Genomic DNA, 23,712 nt, shown 5'->3' on the forward strand with positions numbered 1-23,712 from the left:
AGCTTCAAGGTCTTTACCTTCAAGAACTTTCTTAGCTCCAAGAGTTACACTTGTAGCTCCTGCTGGAGTGTAAGTGTTCTCAAATGCTTTTTCATCGTCGTAAGCAACAGTTGCTTCAAGGACACCTTTACCATTGTCCACTACAGTAACTGTAGCAGTGATTGTTTTCGTGTCATACTTGATGCCTGTAGCAGTACCAGCTTTTTCAGCAATCTTGTAAGTGAAAGTTCCAACTTTATCGAATGACAAAGCTGAGAACTTAACGTTTCCATCTTTGTCATTCTTGACTGTTTCTTTCACGTTACCATATTGGTCTGTCAAAGTAAATTCAAACTCATCAGCTTTCAACTCACGACCAGTAAGTGTTTTCTTAACTGCAAGCGTAGCTGGAGTTTTTGAAGCTCCATAGCTGTTATTGAATTCTTTGTCAGCTGGATAAGTTACGTTGGCAGTAAGATTTCCTTCACCATCGTCTGTAACTTCTACTGTGACTTTAACTTCGAGACTATCGTATGTTACACCGTCAATAGTTTGTCCAGCGTTAGTTTCAACGATAGTGTACTTGTAAGTACCTGCTGCAGTGTATTCGATTGGAGAGAATTTAACCTTACCGTCGGCAGTGTTCTTCACTTTTTGAACTTCTGAACCATCTGCGTCGTTCTTCAATACAAACTCAAACTCATCAGCTTTCAAGGTACGACCGGTAAGAACTTTTGTTACTTCAAGAGTAGCTGGAGTTCTCTCAGCAGCGTATGTATTTTCAAAAGTCTTATCATCGTTTTCGTAAGCGACAGCTGCAGACAATTTGCCCTCAGCATCTGCTGTTACAGTAACTGTAACGCCAACAGGGTTGGCATCGTAAGTAACACCTTTTTCAGTTGTGTTCGCTTTTTTCTCAACGATGTGGTAGTTGTATGTACCAGCTTTGTCAAATGTCAATTCAGCAAAGTTGATATTTCCTTCCGCATCATTTGTTACTGTTTCAACAACTTTGTTTGTCTTATCATTGAACAAATCGAATTCAAACTCTCCAGCTTTCATAGCTCGACCAGTCAATTTTTTAATTGCTTGAATCTGAGCTTTTGTGCTGTTGCGTTTGTTTGAGATTGTTTTGATAACACCTTCTTGACCAACAGTTACTTTGATTGGAGTAGAATCCAATTGGTAACCTTTAGGAGCTTCAATCTCAGTAATGGTGAATTCACCCTTCTTAACATCCTCATCAGTATAGATTGCAGACTGGGCAACACCACTAGCGTCTGTTGTTACTGTTTCTTCTTGCGCTGTAGTTGCACCTTCTGGAGGAGTAATTTTAAATTTAGCTCCTGCAAGACGGTCAAGTGATTTTTCATCTACTTTATACAACGTGATACGGTAACCAGTTTTCAGCTGGATAGTACCACCTGATGTAACTGTTGAATTACCGATAACTTTTGTAACAGTTTCAGTACGATCGTCGCTCACTGGAAGAACTTGGTCATCAGCTGTAATTTCAGCATTATTTTGAACTTTTGTTCCATCAGCTGGCGCTGTTGTGTTATATAAGATACGGAATGCTGCTGCTTTACCATTTGTAGCACGGATTGCTTTAGCATTGTTAAAGGTAATAGTAAACTCAGTGTAAGAATCATTCCACTTGATTTCATAGTCTTTTCCTGCTTCAAGAGTTACGTCATCAACTAAAGCATAGACTTTGTTGTAGTAACCAGCAGTAACCACGATTGATTCAGGGATGATTTGCATTGGTGAGTAGTCCTTGTCAACCCAGTCGCGAACTACAATCTTGTTGTACTCAGCTTGTTTAGGGTTTACACGAAGATTCCACTTGTGGATGTAATCTCCTGATTTTTCAAGGAGGGCTGATTCCCATTTTTCTTTATTGATAGTACCATTAACTTTACTAATGTTTGTTTTACCAATACCTTCAGAATAGTCTGGTTCTCCACCTTTTTTGAACTTCATCTTGAAGTTGACATCGTCTTTTGTTTCAGTCTTATCAAGTTGAATTGATTCTTCTTCTGTTTCTTTCTTAGAGCTGAAAGCTACGTAGAAGGTACCTGAAACACCACGAACTTCTGTACCACCTTTTTTCTTAAGGTACTCAGCAAGGTTTTTCAAACTAATGGTAGCTTTACCACCTTGGTTGTCACCATTAGAAACAACTGTTGCATCACCTACAGCAGTATCAGTCTCTTTATCTTTGAGTTCAAAGGTTTCAGCACGAACAGACAATGGAGCTGGAATAGTGAATGTAAAGGTATCACCATCATTCAACTTACCATCGTAAGCGCTTAAATCAAAATCAGTAGCAAACTTATAGTTTTCGTAAGATTGATTTTGAGGTGCTAGATTGTAAACTCCTTTTGCATCTGGAGTTACAAATTTACCGTTATCAGTCTCCCAAATACCAACTTTGGTGATGACATTTTTAAGTTCTTGCGCTTGAACAGTATTTGTCAAAGCTGCAGAACCAAATAGAACTAAGAGTGGCGTTAAAATATAGAGCCACAATTTTTTTAATCTCATGACTTTCCTTTCTATATGACTGAAATTAATTGAAATTGATTGAACAACGTGTCATCTCTCTCCAATAGGCAACACCCCTTTCAATCGCATAATTTGCTACATGATAAAATACCTGTAACATTTGCTTGGGGAAATGGCCACGTGGTTTGTATTATTCAAAAACAATTACTAAATTCAATCTTTAGCAGGAGCATCACTACTCTTAGGTCAGAGAGGAAATATAGCAAAATATATCCTAACCTATTATACTATATATAATTAAGTATTTTTATGAAAATCCTTTAATTTATCAGGTTATTTATTTGCACAGTGTCAATTTTGCGATATATTATTTCTATACCTCAAATAATAAGTCACTCTCGCGAGAATTGTCTAAAAATACAGATATGACAAGATTTTTCAGAAAACAACTTTTCACAGAATAGTCTATTTTTTATAATAAATTTGTGGTATAATAGCCTTATCAAGAAGTACTAAAAATTTTAAATTATTTAATATTGGATAAATTGAATTCTTTTTTTTATTGTATGACACAAAGATTCATATTCCTACCATTCATATTAATATTTAACAGAAAGGTAATTCTATGGCAAAGAATACTCGTGAGCTAATCATTAGAGCTCTCATCACACTAGCTAAGAAGAACCCTCAGCGCTCTTCTTTTACCATGACTGAAATCGCAGCTGAGGCTGGTATTTCCCGCCAAGCAATTTATCAAAAACACTTTAATAACTTTGAAGATATTATTGAATACATTCACGAAGAGACCAATCAGCATATTTTTAACGTCTTTAATAAGTACAGCCCTAACAATGATGGAGATCCTATTTCTTTTTTAGCAGACTATATACTTCCGCTCATATACGAAAAAAAAGAAATTATTAACACCTTGTATACCACACAAGTCGACCCATGTTGGAAGGAGTTTCTGCGTGAGATATACTCAGGATGGGTACTAAAAAATGTTAATTACCAACTGAAATATAATTTTAGTAAAGAAGACATCGCCTATATCATTACAACCATGGCAATCTCTTTCATCGAAGTCTGGATTCGCAAAGAAAATCCAATACCGCCTAAGGAATTCAGGGAAACTTTCATCCAGTTATCTAAAACTTCTCTGTGTGATTATATCGTGTCATAAAAAAAGGATCTTGAGATGAACTCAAGATCTTTTATTGTCCCCCTTTAAAGGCATCAACCATTACCTGAAATTCTTCATTGGAAAGAGTGATTCCTTTTCCCATTTTGGTATGGTCGGGGCTCCAAGTTCGAATATCAAACTTTGCTGGAGCACCATTAAAGCTAACGCGATTTAGTTCTTTTGTCCAGCCTTTGTCATTTTCGGACAAGGTCAGTAAGTGTTCTTCGATTTCAAATGTAAATTCTGCCATTTTAACTCCTTTATGTGATATGCTTTCACTAGTCTATTCGTAAAAATCTTGTGGTTTTTAGGAAATTTTTATATAATATGGATAGATAAGAAGGGAGGATCTTATGAGACAAACATTTAAACTTGTACTAGATAAACTACAGGGTTTTCTCAATGGAAATGCCGAACCTCATCAAACCGAAGACAACTCCCTAACAGCTACAATCAAGCAGGCTATCCAGAAAAAATCTGCTGTTCATGTCATACTAGCTGAGACAAGTTTTACGGGTGACATTGTCAAATATGATGTCAGTCGTCAGCAGATTATTGTCAAAAATTTCACTAGAAATGTGACACGTATCATTCGGATTGGTGACATCAAGAGAATCCGTTTTGTTCCTTCTACGGTAGAAAAAGCACAGAAAAGTCTATTTAAGAAAGAGTGAGATGTTCATTGCATCCCACTCTTTTTCTTAACGAATTTGTTCAAAATGAAGGTGAACTGCGATATGATCACCATAACCACTTCTCTCCAAATCACGTTGCAAGCGATAAGAGATATAGTGCTCCGCAATAGTAATGTAGCCTGCTCCTAACAGACGATTTTCAACCATTGATTGGATCATACTAATAGTCGCACGTTCTACTTTTGCTTCGTCCAAGTCCAAGACTACTTTTTTAGTAACTTGAGCTAGGTTTTGACGTAGATCATCTGTCAAAACATAAACTGTCTGAGCTGCTTTGAGGACAGCTTGGTAAATTTTATCTGGATCAAAGTCGGCAACTTCTCCGTTACGTTTGATTACTTGCATAAGGTTCTCCTTTATTCTTTGTTTTCTTTGATTTCTGCCAGCATTTTTTCTTCTTCTGCTGTTAGTTGATAGTTTTCTAGCAAATCAGGTCTGCGCTGGTAGGTTTTCTTTAGACTTTCATAAAGCCGCCACTGGCGAATCTTTTCATGGTGCCCACTCATGAGCACATCTGGAACCACCATGCCACGATAGTCATAAGGACGTGTGTACTGAGGGTATTCGAGAAGTCCTGAAGAAAAACTATCATCTTGGTGGCTAGACTCCTTACCAATCACTTCTGGTATCAAGCGCACGGTCGCATCAATCATGGTCATGGCCGCCAATTCTCCTCCAGTCAAAACATAGTCTCCTAGGGAAATTTCATCGGTTACCAAGGTCTTGATACGCTCGTCATACCCTTCATAGTGACCACAGATAAAGATCAGTTCCTCTTCCTGAGCCAAATCCTCAGCGTAAGCTTGATCGAACTGTTTCCCAGCAGGATCAAGAAGAATGACACGGGGATTTTTCTTTTCAATGGCGTCAAAGGCGTCGAAAATAGGTTGAGCACGGAGCAACATTCCTTGACCGCCTCCGTAGGGCTCATCGTCAACATGACGGGCTTTTTCAGCGTATTCTCTGAAATTATGGTACTGGATATCCAAGAGCCCTTTTTCTCGAGCCTTTCCAACTATCGAGTGCTCCAGCGGAGAAAACATCTCTGGAAAGAGGGTTAAAATATCAATCTTCATCGTCTAACCCTTCTAAGATTTCCACTTCGACCCGTTTGTTTGGAATATCAACATGGAGAACTACTGGCGGGATATAAGGTAAGAGTAGGTCTCGTTTTCCTTTTCGTTTGACTACCCAGACATCATTGGCACCTGGTTGTAGGATTTCCTTGATAGTTCCTATCAAGTTGTCTCCCTCGTAAACTTCCAAACCAATAATCTCGTGATAGTAGAATTCACCATCATCTAAATCGTTCAAATCTTCCTCAGCAACCTTGAGACTGTACCCCTTGTATTTTTCAATCGCATTGATATGGTACATGTCTTTGAATTTGATAATGTCAAAATTCTTATACTTACGGTGGCTAGCGATGGTCACTGTTTGAACAAACTGGTCTTTTTCATCAAATAAAGCCAGCTCTGCCCCTTTTTTAAAGCGTTCTTCAGCAAAATCCGTCACAGACAAGACTCGCATCTCACCCTGCAGACCCTGCGTATTGACGATTTTCCCAACATTAAAGTAGTTCATCTTGTCTCCTGTATCTATTTCTATCCTTTATTTTATCACGTTCCAGGGATTTTCACAAGTTGGATAGGTCCTATCTTACAAGTCTACTACCTCTTCAAAAAAATCACCTATAAGCTGATTAAACTCTTGAGGATGATCATTCATCGGTTGGTGTTTGCTATCTGAAATCGTTACTTGACGTGCATTGGGATTTAAGGCAATGATACCATCGTAGATCATTTTTAGGTGTTTGGGAAAATCGTTTTCACCTCTTACTAATAGCATGGGAGGATTTCCTTGATATCCTTCTATCTCATGGACTGCCAAGAAACCTGTGATTCCAAGGTTCAAGAAAACATCTCGCCCAGTTTCTATGATGGCCGTCTTGACCAATTCTCTTGTGATAGGGTTATCAGTACACATTTTTGAGTTTTTATCAGCAATCACCTTCCAAGGAATCGTTTTGTACATAAGAGAACTATATTTGATTCGACCTCTTTCTTTATCTGATAGGTAACGATGCTGTCCCCAACTATCTACCATGACCAAGGCTAGGACTCTTTCTGGATGGCGATAGGTGTACTCTTGAAGTGGATTTCCTCCCCAAGAATGACCAACCAATATCACCTTATCCAACTGGAAATAGGACAAAATAGCATCTACATCTTGAACAGCGCCTTCCAGGTCGGGTAGGCCAACTTTCATAGGTGATTCACCCTGCCCTCGAACATTGACAAAGTAAAGGTCAAATCCATCAAAAACATCATACTGATGGGCCCACATCTGACTACGGCCACAAGCTCCATGATAAAAAATAATGTGTCCTTTACTTGAGCTTCCAGGACGATGATAAACAACCAAATCACAATCTACGACTGCTATAAGGTGACGTTTCAACATCTCGTGTTCTCTGTTATAAAAAGCAATAGCTTCAGCAATATCATTTGGCTTCATTTCTACACTCTCTCCTCTTTATCCTAATATCATTCTTTTTATCTATTTTATCATGCTATATTAAAATCATGGTTTTCTAAACTTCATTTCATTAAAAATTTTGAATTTTCTGCATCATTTGGATAAAGAAAAAGACTGCTGAGCAATCTTTACTTTTTTTTCCTCAGATTCATGCCTAAAATTCCAGCAATAATCAAAGTTGCCCCGATGACATGGTAGCTATAAATCGGTTCGTGGAGGATAAGAGCCCCGGCTAGAATGGTCAAAACTGTTCCAAGATTGCCAAAGACACTGACGGTTGATGCCCCGAGGCGAACAATAGCATAGATAGAGAGACTACCAGTCACGATAGAAGCTAGAATTCCCAAATAGAGGATAGAAAAGATATAGCCAACATGACCAAGGGGTTCAAAATAGCCCATTAGATTGCTACTTGCGATGTAAGAAAAGAGACTTAAGCAATTAAAAACAATAAAGCCGACTAGAATCACAACTACAGTCAGGTCCATAACCTTGTACTGGCCTCCCTTGTACTTGCTAAGGATATTATTAATGGCATTTGAGAAAACAGATCCCAACATCAAGAGAAAGCCCAAGCTAGCAGTTTCAGTGCTAAAGTTTGCTCCTTTGCTAAGGAAAATGAAAACTACTCCTGCTACGGATAAAAGTAAAAAGAACTTTTGAAGCAAACTTGTCTTTTCCTTGAGAAAGACTGATGCTAAAAGGAGCGTAAAAATTGGCACAAGAGCCTGTAAAATTCCCGCTTCAGAAGACGATATATACTGTAAAGCAAAGGATTGAAAAATAAAAAAGAGAAGTGGATAGAAAAGACTCATAGGAAGAATAGAAAGAATATCTTTTCTACTTAAACTCACTTTGATAAGTTTGGTTTGATGAAGGACGACCAATACCAAAGCTGCGATTGTATAGCGATGGGCTAAGTTCGTTAGAGGACTAGCATAGCCTAAAGCAATCTTAGTAAATAAAAAAGAAAATCCAATGATTGCTGAAAAGGATAAGGCTGCTAGGTAAGCTTTTGTTTTCTCGTTCATAGACTGTTACTCCCTTTAAAAATAGCTATTCTCAAGATTGATTGACTAGAATTCTTTGAGACTGTCTATCCATTGTAGCATAGTAAAATCCTAGATGCTATTTCTAGGATTGGTATTATATGCCTTCTTTCACCGTTTATCTATTACATTAGCTAAAAAGGATTCAGCCAGTCTGATCTGCTTTTCTCGTTCTTGTCTCACAAGTTCTAACTTGTCTGCATCTTGGAGATTCCTTACTTTGATAGCATAATCCGCGGAAACGATGGCGTGTCCTCTCATATGGGCTGTTGAAATAGCTTGTACAAAGACTCTGGCAGCGTACTTAGCGATTTGGTTTTGGGCATTTTTAGAGAGGAGATTTGCTGCGAAACCTGCTTTTCTCAACTCATGAGGTGAGAACTCATTTCTCAATCGTGCATCAAAAGCCTCATAAGCTTGCCGAATTATTTTATTTTTCTCACCTTCATCACCGATATCAATTAAAGATAAGAAATCTCGCGAGTTCTCTAATGCCCATCGAGCTAGTTCTTTCTGAGGAAGTCTATCCAGTATTTGTTCTAGTTCCAATCTTTTCTCAGAGTCGTCCCAAATGGCAACTTTGTAAGGACTGGGTAGGTGATTCATTTTAGTCTTATAGGCAGTTCGTTCAAACTCGTTCCATGCATAATCCTCTGGTTTCATTGCTTTCTCATTCTTTCTTACTAGCTAGCGTAAGCTAGGAGACACCTTTCATATTAGTGAAAAGATATTACTCCTGGTTCTCTTGGAAGTTATCCAAAAATCCTTCCAAATCTTGTTTGTGCTGATACTTAATGGCTGCTTTTTTATCTTTGTCAAAAATGGTTTTGGTTAGGTCAATGTCGTTGATAGCCGCAATTGCGACAGTGTAGTGAATAATATCAGCCAATTCTTTGGCAAGTTCCTCGTTTGAGTCCTGGACGCCCTCTTTTCGACCAGAGCGCCCATTCAAGACCTCTGCTACCTCTCCGACTTCCTCCACTAGCTTGATAAAGAGGCCTTCCTCAGTTCGAGACTGCTGGTAATGTTCGAGTAAGTAGGCTTGTAATTGTCTTATCGTTAAATCCTTCATCTTTTTCTCCTCACAAAAAAGCGAGACATCTGTCCCGCTTTTTTATTTTTCATCGATAACGATTCTTACTTTTTTGTCTTCAGTTGGGACAGAGTAGACAATCGTTCTTATCGCTGAGATAGTGCGACCCTTACGACCGATAACACGACCGACATCGCTTTGGTCAAGATCCAAGTGATACTCCAAAAACTCTGGTGTGTCTTCAATCTTGATAGTTAAGGCATCAGGTTGTGAAATCAAAGGTTTCACAATCGCAATAATGAGATTTTCAATCGTATCCATCTGTCAACCTACTTTAAACTTATTTTGAGAATTTAGAATCGTGGAATTTTTTCAATACGCCTTCTTTTGAAAGGATGTTGCGAACTGTATCTGAAGGTTGAGCTCCATCAGCCAACCATGCAAGAACGCGGTCTTCTTTCAAAGTCACTTGGTTTTCAGCAACAAGTGGGTTGTAAGTACCAACTGTTTCGATGAAACGTCCGTCACGTGGTGAACGTGAGTCTGCTACGTTGATACGGTAGAAAGGTTTTTTCTTAGAACCCATACGAGTCAAACGGATTTTAACTGCCATTTTTTAATGTCTCTTTTCTTATTTTTTATTTCGGTGAAATAGCTGAGCTATTTAGCACATGTTCTATTATAGCAGATTTTTAACAGGTGTCAAGAAAAAAACTTGACAGAGTTTTAATTTTTTAAACTACTTGGAATTTTTAGTAAAATCATTAACATTTGAAATCACCTCCCTTTTAGGGTACAATGGTAGAAATGAATTTTTGAGAGGAAAACAATGAAAAAACTAGCAACCCTTCTTTTACTATCAACTGTTGCCCTTGCTGGGTGTACTAGTATCCAACGTGGTCTCCGTGGCGATGACTATGTTGACTCTAGCATCTCAGCTGAAGAAAGCTCAAAAGCAGCCGCTCAGGCTGCCAAAGATTTGAATGACGCTTTGACCAATGAAAATGCCAACTTCCCTCAACTTTCTAAGGAAGTTGCTGAAGATGAAGCTGAGGTCATTTTACACACAAATCAAGGCGATATCCGCATCAAACTCTTTCCAAAACTAGCACCTCTTGCAGTTGAAAACTTCCTTACTCACGCTAAGGAAGGCTACTATAACGGCATCACCTTCCACCGTGTCATCGATGGCTTTATGGTCCAAACTGGAGATCCTAAGGGAGATGGTACAGGTGGCCAATCTATCTGGCATGATAAGGATAAAACAAAGGACAAGGGAACTGGTTTCAAAAATGAAATCTCTCCTTACCTATACAATATCCGAGGAGCCCTTGCTATGGCTAACACTGGTCAACCAAACACCAACGGTAGCCAGTTCTTCATCAACCAAAACTCAACAGATATTTCAGCTAAACTCCCTACAAGCAAGTATCCAAAGAAAATCATCGAAGCCTATAAAGAGGGCGGAAATCCTAGTCTAGACGGCAAACACCCTGTCTTTGGTCAAGTCATCGATGGCATGGATGTTGTTGACAAGATTGCCAAGGCTGAAAAAGATGAAAAAGATAAACCAACTACCGCTGTCACCATTGACAGTATCGAAGTGGTGAAAGACTACGACTTCAGCAAAAACTAAGCCATCAACAGATAAGGAGACGATGACATGATTCTATTTTGGGGTTCTAAAGGTTATCAAAAAGATTTGGGACATACGCAAACTGCGATCGAATGTGGTCACTGTAACAATGTCGACACATGGGAAATTGTTGAAACAGGGCGCAAGTTCACCCTTTACTGGATTCCACTTTTTCCTTACGGGAAAACTTATTTCGTTTCTTGTCCTATTTGCCACTACGGTAAAGAAATTGAGAAATCTGAAGTTGAAAGCTTTTTAAATTACTAGTTAAAAAAGGCCAAGTCATTTCGACTTGGCCTTTTTAGCAACGCTTTTAAGTTAGCTTGTTAAAGTCCCAGATTTGGTCCATCCAGCCTTCATAGAAGTCTGGCTCGTGGCAAACCATAAGAATGCTTCCTTTGTATTCTTTAAGCGCCCGTTTGAGTTCTTCCTTGGCATCTACATCCAAGTGGTTGGTCGGCTCGTCCAGCACTAAAACGTTGTTTTCACGGTTCATCAAGAGACAGAAACGCACCTTGGCCTGTTCCCCACCTGACAAAACCTGAATCTGACTTTCGATATGTTTGGTTGTCAAGCCACAACGAGCAAGGGCTGCACGGACTTCTGCTTGATTAAGGGCAGGAAAGGCATTCCAGACAGCCTCTAATGGTGTTTGACGATTTCCACCTTCTACTTCTTGTTCAAAGTAACCAAGTTCTAGGTAATCACCGCGTTCAACTTCTCCAGCAATTGGTGGAATAATTCCCAAGAGAGACTTCAGGAGAGTTGTTTTCCCGATACCATTTGCGCCAATAATAGCAACCTTTTGATTGCGTTCAAAGGTGAGGTTTAAAGGCTTGGTAAGGGGACGGTCATAACCAATCTGCAAGTCTTTGGCTTGGAAGATAAAGCGCCCAGGGGTGCGAGCTGGTTTGAAATCAAAGGACGGCTTTGGTTTCTCGCTTTGGAGTTCAATGATATCCATCTTATCAAGTTTCTTTTGACGGGACATGGCCATGTTTCGTGTTGCAACACGGGCTTTATTGCGAGCGACGAAATCCTTGAGGTCTGCAATCTCTTTCTGTTGACGTTCATAGGCCGCTTCTAACTGAGATTTCTTCATAGCATAGACTTCTTGGAACTGGTAATAGTCACCAGAGTAACGCGTCAACTGTTGATTTTCCACATGGTAAACGATATTGATTACGTCGTTGAGGAAAGGAATATCGTGCGAAATAAGGACAAAGGCATTCTCATAGTTTTGGAGATAACGCTTAAGCCAGTCAATGTGTTCAGCATCCAAGTAGTTGGTTGGCTCGTCAAGCAACAAAATATCTGGTTTTTCAAGGAGGAGTTTAGCCAAAAGCACCTTGGTTCTTTGTCCACCTGACAAAGAGGTTACATCCGTATCCATACCATAATCCATGACACCAAGAGCACGCGCTACTTCATCAATCTTAGCATCTAAAGTATAAAAATCACGACTCTCCAAACGGTCTTGGAGTTCGCCAACTTCTTCCATCAGCGCATCGATATCTGCGCCCTCTTCTGCCATCTCCATATAGAGTTCATTGATACGAACTTCTGCTTTAAAAAGCTCATCAAAGGCTGTCCGCAAAACATCGCGCACAGTTTGACCTTCTTTTAGCACAGCGTGCTGGTCTAGATAGCCAGCAGTCACATACTTAGACCACTCCACCTTTCCTTCATCTGGTAACATCTTACCAGTCACGATACTCATAAAGGTTGATTTTCCTTCACCGTTGGCACCGACTAAACCGATGTGTTCTCCCTTGAGCAGACGGAAGGAAACATCTTCAAAAATTGCACGGTCACCAAAACCGTGACTTAAATTTTTAACTTCTAAAATACTCATTTTAATTCCTTTGTAAGTTTAGTTACATTTAATTTTCTGTAGAGAACCCAAGCCAGATAGCCTCCCAGGGTATTGGTCCACAAATCATCAATCTCAAAGACCCGATTAAAATCAAAGAAAAAGTCTAAGACCAGCTGCGTACACTCAATTCCTAGACTCAGTAGAAAGCTGAGAAGGATGATTTTTTTCGTTTTTCGTAAGTTTGGATAGAGGTAGAGCAGTTGAAAGACCATAGGGAAAAGCAAGAAGACATTTAAAATATTCTGCAAAAAGATCCAAATGACTTGTCCTAAACTAGTCACTTCACCCAGATTCCACAGGGAGTTTAAGGGAGTTAAAAGAAAAACCAGGCGTCCAAAAGTTTGAATACCTGGAGTTTCCACTCCTGTAGGAAGTTGAGGCTGGGGAGTAAAACAAAAACAGACAATGCAAAGACTGTAAATAGCCACTCCCAACCTTAAGATTAATTCTCTTTTTCTAGTCATTTTATGGATTTACCGCTGCGACTGCCTTCTGGCGGTCACGTTTCATTGTATTGGAACGCAATTGTCCACAAGCTGCATCAATATCTGTACCGTGCTCTTGACGGACAACACAGTTGACCCCTTTTTTCTTGAGGCTATCGTAGAAGGCCATCACGCGCTCTTTAGGACTACGGCTATATTGGTCATGTTCACTAACTGGGTTATAGGGAATCAAGTTAACATAAGACAATTTCTTGATGTTCTTGAGCAACTCAGCCAACTCCAAGGCTTGTTCTACACCGTCGTTGACTTCATTGAGCATGATATACTCAAAGGTCACACGACGGTTGGTTGTTTCGATGTAGTACTCAATCGCTGCGAAGAGCTTTTCAATCGGAAAGGCACGGTTAATTTTCATGATACTTGAACGAAGATCATTGTTTGGTGCGTGAAGGGAAACAGCCAGATTAACCTGTACTCCTTCATTAGCAAAGTCACGAATTTTATGGGCCAAACCTGACGTAGAAACAGTGATGTGACGAGCACCGATTGCCATTCCCTTATCATCATTGATAGTACGGACGAAATTCAACACATTGTTGTAGTTATCAAATGGTTCACCAATTCCCATGACAACGATATGGCTGACACGCTCGTCCTGACCACGCTCATCAAAATATTTCTGAACCAGCATGATCTGCGCTACAATTTCCCCGTTATTAAGGTCACGTTGCTTCTTAATCAAACCTGACGCACAGAAGGTACAACCAATATTACAGCCAACCTGAGTGGTCACACAGACCGACAAACCGTAGTGTTGACGCATCAACACAGTCTCAATCAACATACCATCTGGCAACTCGAAAAGATACTTAACAGTACCGTCAGCTGACTCTTGTACAATTCGTTGTTTCAAAGGATTTACGACAAACTGCTCATTGAGCTTGGCAATCAAACCCTTGGAAAGGTTAGTCATTTCTTCAAATGACTGGACACGTTTACGGTAGAGCCATTCCCAGATCTGATCTGCTCGGAATTTCTTTTCTCCTTGTTCTAATACCCATTCTTGCATGGCTTGACGTGTTAAACTATAAATAGACGGTTTCATCTCTTCTCCTTATTCTCTATCTATTTCTGACGAATGACAAAATGGCGCTGTCCCTTGTCCTCTTTCTGAGACTTTTGGTCCTTATGACGACGTCTATTTCTCTTATCCGCATGTGGCTTTCTCTTGTTTTGCGAAGGTTTCTTTCCTCTTCTAGGAAGGTTTTCCTCTTCCTTTTTACGCATTTTCTTGTCAAATGACGCACGCTTAGGTGCTTGGTTTTCTAGGACAAAATAAGCACAACCATAACTACAGTACTCCAAAAGATAATCTTGTAAGCGACTGATTTTTTCAATTTTTTCCTCTGTTCGATCGTCTTTGTAAAAACCGCGTAGGCGAAGCTGTTCATTGCTCCAGTCCCCTACGACATAATCAAACTTGGTCAACACTTCTGAGAAGCGCTGATTAAAGACGGTCACATCGAAAGCATCCTTGATATTTTCAACCAAGGTAAAAGCGATCCCTTCAGTCTCAACCTTATCCCCATTTACCTGAAATTCTGGGCCAGGAAACTTGTTATAATTGTATAATTCAGGTGCAATTTCTTTACGCATAGTCTTCCTTTTCCACGATTACTTAACACTCTATTTTACCATATTTTCTACAAGTTGGCACGAATATCCTGAAAATGAAAAAAGTCTGACGATTCTGTCAGACTTCTGCTTTATAACCGTAAAAAGAGAAGAACAATTCTTCCCTCCATATTTTATTATTTAGTTGCTGCGTAAAGCTCGTCTACCTTGTTCCAGTTAATCACTGAGAAGAAAGCTTTGATGTAGTCAGGACGCACGTTGCGGTATTTCACGTAGTAAGCATGTTCCCAAACGTCCAAGCCCAAGATTGGTTTTTTACCTTCTGAGATTGGTGTATCTTGGTTTGCTGTTGAAGTCACTTCAAGTTTCCCTTCTTTGTTAACAACCAACCATGCCCATCCAGAACCGAAACGTGTTGTTGCTGCCGCAGTAAATGCTGCTTGGAACTCTTCAAATGAACCAAATGTTGCATCGATTGCTGCTGCAAGTTCTGCTGAAGGAGCAGTCTTTTCAGGAGTCATCAATTCCCAGAAAAGAGCGTGGTTCAAGTGTCCACCACCGTTGTTGATAAGCGCTTGGCGGATATCAGCTGGGATAGATTCTACATCAGCAAGCAAAGCTTCAAGGTCTTCACCGATTTCAGGGTGTTTTTCAAGAGCAGCATTCGCATTGTTAACGTAGGCTTGATGATGCTTGTCATGGTGCAAGTGCATTGTTTCAGCATCGATGTATGGTTCCAATGCGTCATACGCGTATGGAAGGTCTGGTAAGATAATAGCCATCTGTAATACCTCTTTTTCTTTCTATAAGAAAATGATAACGCAATCATCCTCTTTTTTCAAGTTTTTTGCTCAATTTGCCTCTGTCGCAATCTGCAAGAGTGCCTTTTCAAACAGGTAGCCTTTTTCATAGACACCTGTCTTAATCTGGTAGTCTGTTTCAATCAAATAAGAAATCGCTCGCTTGAGAAAAGTCAAGGAAATCCCTCTCGAATCTCTTAATGCAAACTTGATTTGATAAGGATTAGGATTGCGTCCCAAATAAGTCCCCAGACTGCTTACAATCTGCGATTCCGTCTGACCAGCATCTGATAAGATTTTCACCTGGGTAAAGGTTCGGAACTGTCCTAACATGACAGCTATGAGCTTGATCTCATCCTCCCCTTGCAAGGTCAAGTCTCTAACCAGGTCACGGGCCAGGTCAATCTTCTTAGCTAAAATAAGCTGAGTCAAATCAAAAATATTGTCCTGCAGAGTCTTTGGAATAGCCTCGACAATATCCTTCTCCTCAATCACGTCGTCGGACTTATAAGACTGCAAAAAAAAGAGATTTTTCTGGATTTCACTAAATTGAAAACCAGACTTGATGAGTAGATTTTCAAAGGATTGCCCCACAAACTGAAGACCTTGTGTCTGACTACATTTTTGGAAATACTGGCGGAGTTCTTGTTCCTTGGGTTCAATAGCATCAAAGACAGTCGCATCTCGTTTGAGCAATTTGACCAACCGTCTTTTGCTATCCAACTTTCCTTCCGCAAAAATCAAGAGTTTAGTCGTTGGCGAAGGGTTGTCAAGGTATTCTTCAAACGACTTGAGCTCATCATCTGTTAAAAAACGTTTCTTGGCTGTTGTGATATCGACAAAATGGTCTAATATCACGATTTTCTCATCCGCAAAGAAAGGGAGACTGACCAACTCCAACTCTAAGTCTTTATAAGCTACTTCTTTCATATCAAAATAAGCAAAATTGAGGTCAGCTGGATCATAGCCGATCTGTTTCAGCACCTGATCCTTCATAACTCCAAACTGACCTTGGTCCGAACCTGTAAATAAGGTCAGACTAGATAAGTTTGATAGAGACAAGTTTTGACTCTCTTCTATGGCTAGCATTTTCTCTCTTTTCTTCTGATTTTTCGATTTCATTTAGTCAATATAGCGCAATTTCCCGCGGAAATCTTCTAGGTTTTCGTACCCTTTTTCCGTCATGATTGCTTTTAGTTCATTGGTAATGCGCTCAAAAGCACCAACGCCTTCCTTGTGAAGGGTGGTTCCCACCTGTACCATACTGGCTCCACAGAGGATGTGTTCAAAGGCATCACGACCGTTCAGAACGCCACCTGTTCCGATGATTTGGATTTGAGGATTGAGACGTTGGTAGAAGGCGTGCACATTAGCAAGAGCGGTTGGTTTGATATATTCTCCACCAATTCCACCGAAACCATTTTTAGGACGAATCACGACCGACTCTTCTTCAATATAAAGGCCATTTCCGATAGAGTTGACACAGTTGACAAACTTGAGTGGATACTTGTTGAAAATAGCTGCTGCTTGGTCAAAGTGCACAATATCAAAATAAGGTGGGAGCTTGATTCCAAGAGGTTTGGTAAAGTAGGCAAATACTTCAGACAAGATACGATCTGTTGTCTCGAAATCATAAGCAATCTGAGGCTTCCCTGGAACATTTGGACAAGAGAGATTGAGCTCAGTCAATCCTTTAAACTCACTCTCTTGGACTTTTTTCAAGATGGTATGCGTTTCCTCTGGAGACATACCGACTAGGGAAAGGAAGAAAGTACGGTTTGGTTCTTTTTCCTGCAGGTCCAAAAGATAGTCCAGATAATAGTCTAAACCATTATTTGGCAAGCCCATAGAGTTGATGGAACCAAGTGGAACATCTTGATAACGAGGTTCAGGATTGCCCTGACGAAAGTCCAAGGTCGCTGTCTTCGTGACAAAAGTACCTGCTGCTGAGTTTTTAACCCCTTCAAGCTCTTCTATCGTCATACAAGCAACACCCGCCGCATTCATCAAGCAATTGTCAAACTCAAAGCCAGCTATTTGTGTTTTCGTTGATACCATGATTCTAATCCTCCAGATTCCTTTTATTTCTAATATTATACCATACTTTCAGATTTTCTCTTTGAGAAACTAATTTCAATATAAAACGTTCGGTTTTGTAAATTGAGAGAATTTTTAGAAAATTTCCGTTTTTTTCTTTACACTCAAAAAAAATTCTGCTATAATGTCTCACGTAATAAAATAGGACAAGAATAAAGGAGAACGATATGACATCTGCTAAAGACTATATCCAAAGCGTGTTTGAAACTGTAACAGCTCGTAATGGGCACGAGGCTGAATTTCTCCAGGCGGTTGAAGAATTCTTCAGCACCTTGGAGCCTGTCTTTGAAAAGCACCCTGAGTATATCGAAGAAAATATCTTGGCTCGTATCACTGAACCTGAGCGCGTGATCTCTTTCCGTGTTCCTTGGGTTGACCGTGAAGGTAAAGTCCAAGTCAACCGTGGTTACCGTGTTCAATTCAACTCAGCTGTTGGACCATATAAAGGCGGACTTCGTTTCCATCCCACTGTAAACCAAGGGATCTTGAAATTCCTTGGCTTCGAACAAATCTTTAAAAACGTCTTAACTGGACTTCCAATTGGTGGAGGTAAAGGGGGATCAGACTTCGATCCTAAAGGGAAGACTGATGCTGAAGTGATGCGCTTCTGCCAAAGCTTTATGACTGAATTGCAAAAATACATCGGTCCATCACTTGACGTGCCTGCTGGAGATATCGGTGTTGGTGGACGTGAAATTGGTTACCTTTACGGACAATACAAACGTCTTAATCAATTTGATGCGGGTGTCTTGACTGGTAAACCTCTTGGATTTGGTGGTAGCTTGATTCGTCCAGAAGCAACTGGTTATGGTTTGGTTTACTATACTGAAGAAATGCTTAAAGCTAATGGTAACAGTTTTGCTGGTAAGAAAGTGGTCGTTTCAGGTTCTGGTAACGTAGCTCAATACGCTCTTCAAAAAGCGACTGAACTCGGTGCAACTGTTATCTCTGTATCTGACTCAAACGGTTATGTCATCGATGAAAACGGTATCGACTTTGATCTTTTGGTTGATGTTAAAGAAAAACGCCGTGCTCGTTTGACTGAGTATGCAGCTGAAAAAGCTTCTGCTACTTACCATGAAGGTTCTGTCTGGACTTACGCTGGGAACTACGACATCGCTCTTCCATGTGCGACTCAAAACGAAATCAATGGTGACGCAGCTAAACGTTTGGTTGCTCAAGGAGTTATCTGCGTATCAGAAGGTGCCAACATGCCTAGTGACCTTGATGCGATTAAAGTCTACAAAGAAAACGGAATCCTTTACGGACCTGCCAAAGCTGCCAACGCTGGTGGTGTAGCTGTATCAGCGCTTGAAATGAGTCAAAACAGCCTTCGCCTTTCATGGACCCGTGAAGAAGTTGATGGACGCCTCAAAGACATCATGACAAACATCTTCAACACAGCTAAAACAACTGCTGAAACATACGGTCTTGGAACTGACTACCTTGCAGGAGCAAATATCGCTGCCTTCGAAAACGTAGCCAATGCTATGATTGCGCAAGGTATTGTTTAATTAGTCGATACATCCTATCGGAGGACAAATGATGAACTTACGGTCAATGGAAGTGAGAGACAATCCAGCTGTAGCACAACTCATTAGAGCTAGCCTTGAAGAATTCGGGCTTGACAAACCAGGAACTGTCTACTTTGATTCTCATCTAGATCATTTGGCCGACTATTATCAACAGCAAGAGAGAGCAGCTTACTTTGTTCTGGAAGATGAAGATCAGCTGGTTGGCTGCGGTGGCTTTGCACCTGTGTCTGATAAGATTGCTGAATTACAAAAACTGTATGTCACTAAAAATTGTCGTGGCAAAGGTTATTCCAGCAGATTGATAAAGCGGATATTCCAGGAAGCCCGTCTAGCTGGTTATGAACAGCTTTATCTAGAAACCTCTACTGAACTGGCTACGGCCGTGGCCATCTATCAACACTACGGTTTCACATCACTGCAAGAACCACTTTCTAACGCCGCCGGCCACCCAGCTATGAATATCTGGATGATAAAATCTCTCTTATCAGATGAATAGATATCCATATACTCTGGTCGAGTTGAGGGCATCAGTATCAAGATTCTCAAGACAGCTAAAACAATTTTTTAAAATGTAGCCAAGACTATGATTGTCAAGGTATTGTTTAAGCACTATCAAACTAGAAGAAATCCGACTGCTTTTATAAGCAGTCGGATTTTTATATATCTAATTTTTCAAAAAAATTGCCTGCTACCTGCTTTTCTTTTAGCTTCTCTAACAGCTTATTCTCCAGGAAAGGACTTAGTTCGTCAAAATCTTGGCAAACCTTAAAAACAGTCTCTCTGTCCAACTGACCATAAGCTAGTTCATAATAATCCTTCTTATAATGCCAGTTCTGGTCATAGTTGACATCTGTCCGTTGATAGTAAACAATGTTTTGCTTCGGTGTCAGGTAAATCTTCTGTGTCAAAATGCTTTTCTGATCTTTGGATAACTTGCTGTGGCTGAAAATCTTAACCCCTTGAAAAATCTTGCGCTCATGGATACCTTGATTTGTGACTTTTAACTCAATTCTTTTATAATGCATACTATCACCTCCAAAAATTACTTACATTATATCAGGTTCTGGTAGATTTTCAAGCAAAAGTGTCATTTCCAAAAGTCTTTAGTCGCCTCTAAAATCTCTTCTGTGGATGTTACTGTCGCTTCAATAATGCTCTTGCCAGTCTTTTTCAGATAAGCTTGTATCAGATGATAGCCATAAGCATAGCCCGCAGCATAAGGCATTCCAACCGGTAGTTGACCTTGAATCTCAGCGATTTCATCACCGTAGAGATAAGGAGCCATTTCCGCCATTCCTGTTAGCTGAAGCTGACTTGAGATAACATGCTTAATCTCTTCTAGCTGCTCGGAACTAGTTGAAGTGACCCAAGGCCCAATGAGTTCTTTACCATAGAGCTCAGCAGCAAAAGACTCTGCCAACCCCTCACTAACTACCCAGTCTGCTAATGTCGTCTGCTGGTTCCATTTGATAAATTGGAAACGAACGTTATGGTTGCACTCGTGGGCCAGAGCTGCCTGCACACGTGGCAAAGTATAGTCATTTGGTAGCAGACTAAGCATGAGGTAGCCTGGAATTCCACCATCTCCACTATAACCCTTATTGAGCTGTAACATGGGCTTTTCAGGGTTGCCCAATAAAATAGTAAAATGGTAATCCTCAACCTCTAAGTCATAGCCAGCCTGCTCAAAAAGACCAATACTCCTCTTGATGGTATTCTGGCAGTCTTGCCAGAGTTGATCAGAGCTCAGAGCGTCGATAGCTGGTCTATCCTTCTCTGACAGAGTTCCGGGTAGCTGATTCATAAAACCAAGTAGGAACAAAGCATCAAATCCTCCGGGATACTTGGCTTTCAGAGGAATATGTTGAGTTTGGTATTTCGTAGCAAAAGGTGCTAATATTTTAGCTCGAAAACAGCCCTCTCTCTTTTCCAAAGGAAGCTCGAGCATCTCTTGGTAAATTTTATCTGAACGAATCATATTGATTTGCATAATAAATCTCCTTTCTTATCTACTATTAGTATAATCCCTTACCTAAGGTCAGAGTCAAGAAGAAAATTGAAATTATATCAAGATTCTAGTAATTGTTAGTAAAAAAACTAGAACTTTCGTATCAGACCATAATTTCAAGTAGGTTTACCCATTTTAAATCGTAACAGAAAAAACCGCTACTCCTGAGAATAGCGGTTTTATATGTTTTTTAAGCTACTAATGTAGTTGCTCTATTATTTAAGAGTAACTGAAGCTCCAGCTTCTTCCAATTTAGCTTTGATTTCTTCAGCTTCTGCTGCTGCAACACCTTCTTTAACAAGAGCTGGTGCACCATCAACAAGTTCTTTAGCTTCTTTAAGTCCAAGACCAGTGATTTCACGTACAACTTTGATAACGCCGACTTTCTTGTCGCCTGCAGCTGTCAATTCAACGTCAAATGAATCTTTAGCAGCTTCTTCAGCACCACCAGCAGCAGCAACAGCTACAGGAGCAGCTGCAGTTACACCAAATTCTTCTTCGATAGCTTTTACAAGGTCGTTCAATTCAAGGATTGAAGCTTCTTTAATTTCAGCAATAATGTTTTCAATGTTCAATGCCATTGTTATTTCCTCCAAATAAGTTTTAAATTTTATAATAGTTTTTTCGTAGCTAGGCTACGCTGCGTAGCTTAAGATTAAGCTGCGTCTTCTTTGTTGTCTGCAACCGCTTTGACTGCAAGAGCAACGTTGCGCACTGGCGCTTGAAGTACAGAAAGGAGCATAGAAAGAAGTCCTTCGCGGTTTGGAAGAGTTGCAAGAGCAACGATTTCTTCTTTAGATGCGACAGCGCCTTCGATTGCACCACCTTTGATTTCAAGTGCTTCAGCGTTTTTAGCAAAATCGTTCAAGATTTTCGCTGGTGCGATAACATCTTCGTTAGAAAATGCTACAGCAGATGGTCCAACAAATACTGATGCAAGATCTTCAAGACCAGCTTTTTCAGCTGCACGACGCAAGATTGAGTTTTTAATGACTTTATACTCAACTTCGCTTCCACGAAGCTCACGACGAAGAACTGTATCTTGCTCAACTGTCAAACCACGAGCGTCTACAACGACGATAGATGCAGCAGCTTTCATTTTTTCAGCTACTACGTCAACTAGTTCCGCTTTTTTAGCAATAATTGCTTCACTCATTAGTGTGTTCACCTCCGTAATTATTTTGCTTGGGGAATTTTTCCAAAAGAAAAACGCGCCCAAACCTAGACACGAAAGTACAATACGCTTCTTTTTACATGATACGTTTTGTCCTCGGTAGGATACTTATGAGTCGAGCTCCCCTACTGTCTTAGGCAGTTTTTTCAAACCGTATATAAGTATAGCATAGACAAAAAAAGAATGCAAGATTTTTGCAGACTTTTTTTTGATTTTTTTATAGAAATTCTGTTTCAAGCTCTACTGTCAAAACTTTGCCTTGCTTAACCACCTGTTCTCCAGCGATATAAACATCATCGACATCACTGGATTTGACTGCATAAACCAGGTGAGAGAGCATATTTTCCTGAGGTTGAAGATGGATTTTTCCTTGTGGTTGAATGACCAGAAAATCTGCCTGCTTGCCAACTTCTAGGCTTCCTATCTGATTTTCCATTCCTAGAACCTTAGCCCCTTCGATTGTCAGTGCCTTAAGGGCTGTCTCGATAGGGAATTGGTTGGCATCTCCACTCTTCATTTTCTGAAGAAGAGCTGCTATTCGTCCTTCCTCGAACATATCTAGATTATTATTGGAAGCAACCGAGTCAGTCGCAATCCCCACTGCTACTCCTGCTTTTTGCAGTTGGATGATTGGAGCGATTCCTGAGGCCAGTTTGAGGTTACTAATAGGATTGTGGGCGATAGCCACTTGAGAAGTCGCCAAGCGTTCAATTTCTCTCTCGTTTAGTTCGACCCCATGAGCAAAAACAGATGGATGATCTAAGTAACCTAGTTCTTCTAGAAAGGCGAAGGGGCGTTTGCCGTAACGTTTCAGGATAATTCCTGATTCCTCCTTGGTCTCCGCCACATGGATATGGATAGGAATATTCAGCTCTTTTGCCATATCTAAGCTCTCTTCCAGCAAATCTTTACTACAGCTGTAGGGAGAATGTGGGGCTACCATAACCTTGAAATTTGGATTTTCATATCCTAAAATTTCCTCTATGATGGATCGAGTTCTGCTTATAGTCTCAGTAGTTGTTTCTGTCTCTGAAGAAAAGAGGGTCGGTGAGAAATAACAACGCATCTTAGATGCCTTGACTGCCTGATAAATTCTCTCAATATCCACACCATTGGGATTATACATATCGTTGAAGCTTGTTGTCCCCGACTGGAGCATCTCTGTCAGAGCCTCTTTGACCGCCTTGGTAGTCATGTCGGGAGTAAATTCTGCTTCTGCTGGCCAGATATAGTCATTGAGCCATTCATGGAGATTGCTGTCATCCCGGATTCCTCGCAAGCCTGTCATAGCAGAGTGGGTATGGCAATTGATCAAACCAGGCATAATCCAAGCCCCTTGATAGTCTATAATCTGCTCAGCTTGATCTAAAATCTCTTGCTTCTCTTGACCGACATAGATGATTTGAGAATCCTTAACAGCCAAGATACCATCCAGATAGACATGGAAATCTTGGTCACAAGTCACGATATTTACATGCTGATAGACTTTCATTGTTTTCTCCTTCTAAGACCCTGATTTT

Annotated in this window: 29 protein-coding genes and 1 other annotated feature; of the genes, 6 read left to right on the forward strand and 23 right to left on the reverse strand. The window is 40.3% G+C overall.

Annotated elements, in window-relative coordinates; all coding sequences use genetic code 11:
* Nucleotides 1–2,526 (reverse strand): Spy0128 family protein (locus HMPREF8571_RS08090; protein ID WP_001237374.1); only part of this gene is annotated, 2,526 nt, incomplete at its 3' end.
* A 586-nt stretch (nt 2,527–3,112) separates the two neighbouring features.
* Here HMPREF8571_RS08090 and HMPREF8571_RS08095 point away from each other — a divergent pair.
* On the forward strand, nt 3,113–3,670 hold the full coding sequence (locus HMPREF8571_RS08095; protein ID WP_001107633.1) for a TetR/AcrR family transcriptional regulator: 558 nt from the start codon (nt 3,113–3,115) through the stop codon (nt 3,668–3,670).
* 31 nt (nt 3,671–3,701) lie between these two features.
* On the opposite strand, the gene HMPREF8571_RS08100 is transcribed toward HMPREF8571_RS08095, so the two are convergent.
* Nucleotides 3,702–3,920 (reverse strand): YdbC family protein, encoded by a 219-nt coding sequence (locus HMPREF8571_RS08100; RefSeq protein WP_000807420.1) that lies wholly within the window; start codon nt 3,918–3,920, stop codon nt 3,702–3,704.
* Nucleotides 3,921–4,023: 103 nt separating this feature from the next.
* Between HMPREF8571_RS08100 and HMPREF8571_RS08105 the strand changes: the two genes are divergently transcribed.
* Nucleotides 4,024–4,344 carry a hypothetical protein gene (locus HMPREF8571_RS08105; RefSeq protein WP_001250035.1) on the forward strand — a complete coding sequence of 107 codons (321 nt, stop codon included), beginning with the start codon at nt 4,024–4,026 and terminating at the stop codon, nt 4,342–4,344.
* A 27-nt stretch (nt 4,345–4,371) separates the two neighbouring features.
* On the opposite strand, the gene HMPREF8571_RS08110 is transcribed toward HMPREF8571_RS08105, so the two are convergent.
* From HMPREF8571_RS08110 to rpsP, 9 genes are all read right to left on the reverse strand, one after another.
* Nucleotides 4,372–4,710 carry an ATP cone domain-containing protein gene (locus HMPREF8571_RS08110; RefSeq protein ID WP_001196052.1) on the reverse strand — a complete coding sequence of 113 codons (339 nt, stop codon included), beginning with the start codon at nt 4,708–4,710 and terminating at the stop codon, nt 4,372–4,374.
* Between the two features lie 11 nt (nt 4,711–4,721).
* Nucleotides 4,722–5,441, reverse strand: coding sequence for a tRNA (guanosine(37)-N1)-methyltransferase TrmD (gene trmD, locus HMPREF8571_RS08115; protein ID WP_000686935.1), 720 nt, complete (start codon nt 5,439–5,441; stop codon nt 4,722–4,724).
* Complete coding sequence (gene rimM, locus HMPREF8571_RS08120; RefSeq protein ID WP_001105903.1) at nt 5,431–5,949, reverse strand: ribosome maturation factor RimM; 519 nt, start codon at nt 5,947–5,949, stop codon at nt 5,431–5,433. Before rimM ends, trmD begins: the two co-directional genes overlap by 11 nt.
* 75 nt (nt 5,950–6,024) lie before the next feature.
* Nucleotides 6,025–6,882: an alpha/beta fold hydrolase gene (locus HMPREF8571_RS08125; protein ID WP_000803903.1), complete on the reverse strand. Its 858-nt coding sequence runs from the start codon at nt 6,880–6,882 to the stop codon at nt 6,025–6,027.
* 149 nt (nt 6,883–7,031) lie between these two features.
* Entirely contained in the window at nt 7,032–7,934 is a 903-nt protein-coding gene (locus HMPREF8571_RS08130; protein WP_001003369.1) for a DMT family transporter, read from the reverse strand.
* Between the two features lie 129 nt (nt 7,935–8,063).
* Complete coding sequence (locus tag HMPREF8571_RS08135) at nt 8,064–8,615, reverse strand: putative immunity protein (RefSeq protein WP_000801506.1); 552 nt, start codon at nt 8,613–8,615, stop codon at nt 8,064–8,066.
* A gap of 67 nt (nt 8,616–8,682) precedes the next feature.
* Nucleotides 8,683–9,024, reverse strand: a complete 342-nt coding sequence (locus HMPREF8571_RS08140; RefSeq protein WP_000654130.1) for a MazG nucleotide pyrophosphohydrolase domain-containing protein — start codon at nt 9,022–9,024, stop codon at nt 8,683–8,685.
* A 42-nt stretch (nt 9,025–9,066) separates the two neighbouring features.
* Entirely contained in the window at nt 9,067–9,306 is a 240-nt protein-coding gene (gene kphA, locus HMPREF8571_RS08145) for an RNA-binding protein KphA (RefSeq protein ID WP_000379617.1), read from the reverse strand.
* 19 nt (nt 9,307–9,325) lie between these two features.
* The gene (gene rpsP / locus HMPREF8571_RS08150) at nt 9,326–9,598 is read right to left on the reverse strand and encodes a 30S ribosomal protein S16 (protein ID WP_000268760.1); all 273 of its coding nucleotides are present in this window, start codon (nt 9,596–9,598) and stop codon (nt 9,326–9,328) included.
* Between the two features lie 216 nt (nt 9,599–9,814).
* On the opposite strand from rpsP, the gene HMPREF8571_RS08155 reads away from it, so the two are divergent.
* A complete protein-coding gene (locus HMPREF8571_RS08155) occupies nt 9,815–10,621 on the forward strand; it encodes a peptidylprolyl isomerase (RefSeq protein ID WP_000731932.1) in 807 nt (268 codons plus the stop codon).
* Nucleotides 10,622–10,648: 27 nt separating this feature from the next.
* Entirely contained in the window at nt 10,649–10,888 is a 240-nt protein-coding gene (locus tag HMPREF8571_RS08160; protein WP_000600217.1) for a zinc-ribbon domain-containing protein, read from the forward strand.
* Nucleotides 10,889–10,934: 46 nt separating this feature from the next.
* Here the strand turns inward: HMPREF8571_RS08160 and HMPREF8571_RS08165 are convergent, their stop codons facing one another.
* From HMPREF8571_RS08165 to HMPREF8571_RS08195, 7 genes are all read right to left on the reverse strand, one after another.
* The gene (locus HMPREF8571_RS08165; RefSeq protein ID WP_000025373.1) at nt 10,935–12,476 is read right to left on the reverse strand and encodes an ABC-F family ATP-binding cassette domain-containing protein; all 1,542 of its coding nucleotides are present in this window, start codon (nt 12,474–12,476) and stop codon (nt 10,935–10,937) included.
* Nucleotides 12,473–12,961, reverse strand: a complete 489-nt coding sequence (locus HMPREF8571_RS08170; RefSeq protein ID WP_004240246.1) for a VanZ family protein — start codon at nt 12,959–12,961, stop codon at nt 12,473–12,475. The genes HMPREF8571_RS08165 and HMPREF8571_RS08170 overlap by 4 nt, the downstream gene beginning before the upstream one ends.
* 1 nt (nt 12,962) lies before the next feature.
* Nucleotides 12,963–14,048 carry a 23S rRNA (adenine(2503)-C(2))-methyltransferase RlmN gene (gene rlmN, locus HMPREF8571_RS08175; protein WP_000804753.1) on the reverse strand — a complete coding sequence of 362 codons (1,086 nt, stop codon included), beginning with the start codon at nt 14,046–14,048 and terminating at the stop codon, nt 12,963–12,965.
* Nucleotides 14,049–14,068: 20 nt separating this feature from the next.
* Complete coding sequence (locus HMPREF8571_RS08180) at nt 14,069–14,599, reverse strand: YutD family protein (protein WP_001224374.1); 531 nt, start codon at nt 14,597–14,599, stop codon at nt 14,069–14,071.
* A gap of 155 nt (nt 14,600–14,754) precedes the next feature.
* Entirely contained in the window at nt 14,755–15,360 is a 606-nt protein-coding gene (gene sodA / locus HMPREF8571_RS08185; protein WP_000974726.1) for a superoxide dismutase SodA, read from the reverse strand.
* Between the two features lie 69 nt (nt 15,361–15,429).
* A complete protein-coding gene (gene holA / locus HMPREF8571_RS08190) occupies nt 15,430–16,467 on the reverse strand; it encodes a DNA polymerase III subunit delta (RefSeq protein ID WP_000879665.1) in 1,038 nt (345 codons plus the stop codon).
* Between the two features lie 33 nt (nt 16,468–16,500).
* A complete protein-coding gene (locus HMPREF8571_RS08195; RefSeq protein WP_000255174.1) occupies nt 16,501–17,436 on the reverse strand; it encodes a dihydroorotate oxidase in 936 nt (311 codons plus the stop codon).
* A gap of 206 nt (nt 17,437–17,642) precedes the next feature.
* Between HMPREF8571_RS08195 and gdhA the strand changes: the two genes are divergently transcribed.
* Together gdhA and HMPREF8571_RS08205 are read left to right on the forward strand one after the other, a co-directional pair.
* Nucleotides 17,643–18,989: an NADP-specific glutamate dehydrogenase gene (gene gdhA / locus HMPREF8571_RS08200; protein ID WP_000199522.1), complete on the forward strand. Its 1,347-nt coding sequence runs from the start codon at nt 17,643–17,645 to the stop codon at nt 18,987–18,989.
* Nucleotides 18,990–19,020: 31 nt separating this feature from the next.
* Entirely contained in the window at nt 19,021–19,506 is a 486-nt protein-coding gene (locus tag HMPREF8571_RS08205) for a GNAT family N-acetyltransferase (RefSeq protein ID WP_001053643.1), read from the forward strand.
* Between the two features lie 160 nt (nt 19,507–19,666).
* Here the strand turns inward: HMPREF8571_RS08205 and HMPREF8571_RS08210 are convergent, their stop codons facing one another.
* The 5 genes from HMPREF8571_RS08210 to HMPREF8571_RS08230 form a co-directional block, all read right to left on the reverse strand.
* Nucleotides 19,667–20,035 (reverse strand): EXLDI protein, encoded by a 369-nt coding sequence (locus HMPREF8571_RS08210; RefSeq protein ID WP_000559016.1) that lies wholly within the window; start codon nt 20,033–20,035, stop codon nt 19,667–19,669.
* 62 nt (nt 20,036–20,097) lie between these two features.
* Entirely contained in the window at nt 20,098–21,000 is a 903-nt protein-coding gene (locus tag HMPREF8571_RS08215; protein WP_001166697.1) for a DUF2268 domain-containing protein, read from the reverse strand.
* A gap of 233 nt (nt 21,001–21,233) precedes the next feature.
* On the reverse strand, nt 21,234–21,599 hold the full coding sequence (gene rplL / locus HMPREF8571_RS08220) for a 50S ribosomal protein L7/L12 (RefSeq protein ID WP_001196967.1): 366 nt from the start codon (nt 21,597–21,599) through the stop codon (nt 21,234–21,236).
* A 74-nt stretch (nt 21,600–21,673) separates the two neighbouring features.
* On the reverse strand, nt 21,674–22,174 hold the full coding sequence (rplJ, locus tag HMPREF8571_RS08225; protein WP_001287274.1) for a 50S ribosomal protein L10: 501 nt from the start codon (nt 22,172–22,174) through the stop codon (nt 21,674–21,676).
* Nucleotides 22,175–22,212: 38 nt separating this feature from the next.
* Nucleotides 22,213–22,348: a sequence feature (ribosomal protein L10 leader region), on the reverse strand.
* 61 nt (nt 22,349–22,409) lie between these two features.
* A complete protein-coding gene (locus tag HMPREF8571_RS08230; protein WP_000870426.1) occupies nt 22,410–23,684 on the reverse strand; it encodes a TRZ/ATZ family protein in 1,275 nt (424 codons plus the stop codon).
* Between the last annotated feature and the right edge of the window lie 28 nt (nt 23,685–23,712).

Origin of the sequence: Streptococcus mitis ATCC 6249 (assembly GCF_000146585.1) — a bacterium.
GTDB lineage: Bacteria > Bacillota > Bacilli > Lactobacillales > Streptococcaceae > Streptococcus > Streptococcus mitis_AZ.

Excerpts from the sequence above, each read along its gene's own strand:
- HMPREF8571_RS08095 (WP_001107633.1), top strand. The coding sequence starts at position 3,113 with ATGGCAAAGAATACTCGTGAGCTAATCATTAGAGCTCTCATCACACTA.
- HMPREF8571_RS08100 (WP_000807420.1), bottom strand. The coding sequence starts at position 3,920 with ATGGCAGAATTTACATTTGAAATCGAAGAACACTTACTGACCTTGTCC.
- HMPREF8571_RS08105 (WP_001250035.1), top strand. The coding sequence starts at position 4,024 with ATGAGACAAACATTTAAACTTGTACTAGATAAACTACAGGGTTTTCTC.
- HMPREF8571_RS08110 (WP_001196052.1), bottom strand. The coding sequence starts at position 4,710 with ATGCAAGTAATCAAACGTAACGGAGAAGTTGCCGACTTTGATCCAGAT.
- trmD (WP_000686935.1), bottom strand. The coding sequence starts at position 5,441 with ATGAAGATTGATATTTTAACCCTCTTTCCAGAGATGTTTTCTCCGCTG.
- rimM (WP_001105903.1), bottom strand. The coding sequence starts at position 5,949 with ATGAACTACTTTAATGTTGGGAAAATCGTCAATACGCAGGGTCTGCAG.
- HMPREF8571_RS08125 (WP_000803903.1), bottom strand. The coding sequence starts at position 6,882 with ATGAAGCCAAATGATATTGCTGAAGCTATTGCTTTTTATAACAGAGAA.
- HMPREF8571_RS08130 (WP_001003369.1), bottom strand. The coding sequence starts at position 7,934 with ATGAACGAGAAAACAAAAGCTTACCTAGCAGCCTTATCCTTTTCAGCA.
- HMPREF8571_RS08135 (WP_000801506.1), bottom strand. The coding sequence starts at position 8,615 with ATGAAACCAGAGGATTATGCATGGAACGAGTTTGAACGAACTGCCTAT.
- HMPREF8571_RS08140 (WP_000654130.1), bottom strand. The coding sequence starts at position 9,024 with ATGAAGGATTTAACGATAAGACAATTACAAGCCTACTTACTCGAACAT.
- kphA (WP_000379617.1), bottom strand. The coding sequence starts at position 9,306 with ATGGATACGATTGAAAATCTCATTATTGCGATTGTGAAACCTTTGATT.
- rpsP (WP_000268760.1), bottom strand. The coding sequence starts at position 9,598 with ATGGCAGTTAAAATCCGTTTGACTCGTATGGGTTCTAAGAAAAAACCT.
- HMPREF8571_RS08155 (WP_000731932.1), top strand. The coding sequence starts at position 9,815 with ATGAAAAAACTAGCAACCCTTCTTTTACTATCAACTGTTGCCCTTGCT.
- HMPREF8571_RS08160 (WP_000600217.1), top strand. The coding sequence starts at position 10,649 with ATGATTCTATTTTGGGGTTCTAAAGGTTATCAAAAAGATTTGGGACAT.
- HMPREF8571_RS08165 (WP_000025373.1), bottom strand. The coding sequence starts at position 12,476 with ATGAGTATTTTAGAAGTTAAAAATTTAAGTCACGGTTTTGGTGACCGT.
- HMPREF8571_RS08170 (WP_004240246.1), bottom strand. The coding sequence starts at position 12,961 with ATGACTAGAAAAAGAGAATTAATCTTAAGGTTGGGAGTGGCTATTTAC.
- rlmN (WP_000804753.1), bottom strand. The coding sequence starts at position 14,048 with ATGAAACCGTCTATTTATAGTTTAACACGTCAAGCCATGCAAGAATGG.
- HMPREF8571_RS08180 (WP_001224374.1), bottom strand. The coding sequence starts at position 14,599 with ATGCGTAAAGAAATTGCACCTGAATTATACAATTATAACAAGTTTCCT.
- sodA (WP_000974726.1), bottom strand. The coding sequence starts at position 15,360 with ATGGCTATTATCTTACCAGACCTTCCATACGCGTATGACGCATTGGAA.
- holA (WP_000879665.1), bottom strand. The coding sequence starts at position 16,467 with ATGCTAGCCATAGAAGAGAGTCAAAACTTGTCTCTATCAAACTTATCT.
- HMPREF8571_RS08195 (WP_000255174.1), bottom strand. The coding sequence starts at position 17,436 with ATGGTATCAACGAAAACACAAATAGCTGGCTTTGAGTTTGACAATTGC.
- gdhA (WP_000199522.1), top strand. The coding sequence starts at position 17,643 with ATGACATCTGCTAAAGACTATATCCAAAGCGTGTTTGAAACTGTAACA.
- HMPREF8571_RS08205 (WP_001053643.1), top strand. The coding sequence starts at position 19,021 with ATGAACTTACGGTCAATGGAAGTGAGAGACAATCCAGCTGTAGCACAA.
- HMPREF8571_RS08210 (WP_000559016.1), bottom strand. The coding sequence starts at position 20,035 with ATGCATTATAAAAGAATTGAGTTAAAAGTCACAAATCAAGGTATCCAT.
- HMPREF8571_RS08215 (WP_001166697.1), bottom strand. The coding sequence starts at position 21,000 with ATGCAAATCAATATGATTCGTTCAGATAAAATTTACCAAGAGATGCTC.
- rplL (WP_001196967.1), bottom strand. The coding sequence starts at position 21,599 with ATGGCATTGAACATTGAAAACATTATTGCTGAAATTAAAGAAGCTTCA.
- rplJ (WP_001287274.1), bottom strand. The coding sequence starts at position 22,174 with ATGAGTGAAGCAATTATTGCTAAAAAAGCGGAACTAGTTGACGTAGTA.
- HMPREF8571_RS08230 (WP_000870426.1), bottom strand. The coding sequence starts at position 23,684 with ATGAAAGTCTATCAGCATGTAAATATCGTGACTTGTGACCAAGATTTC.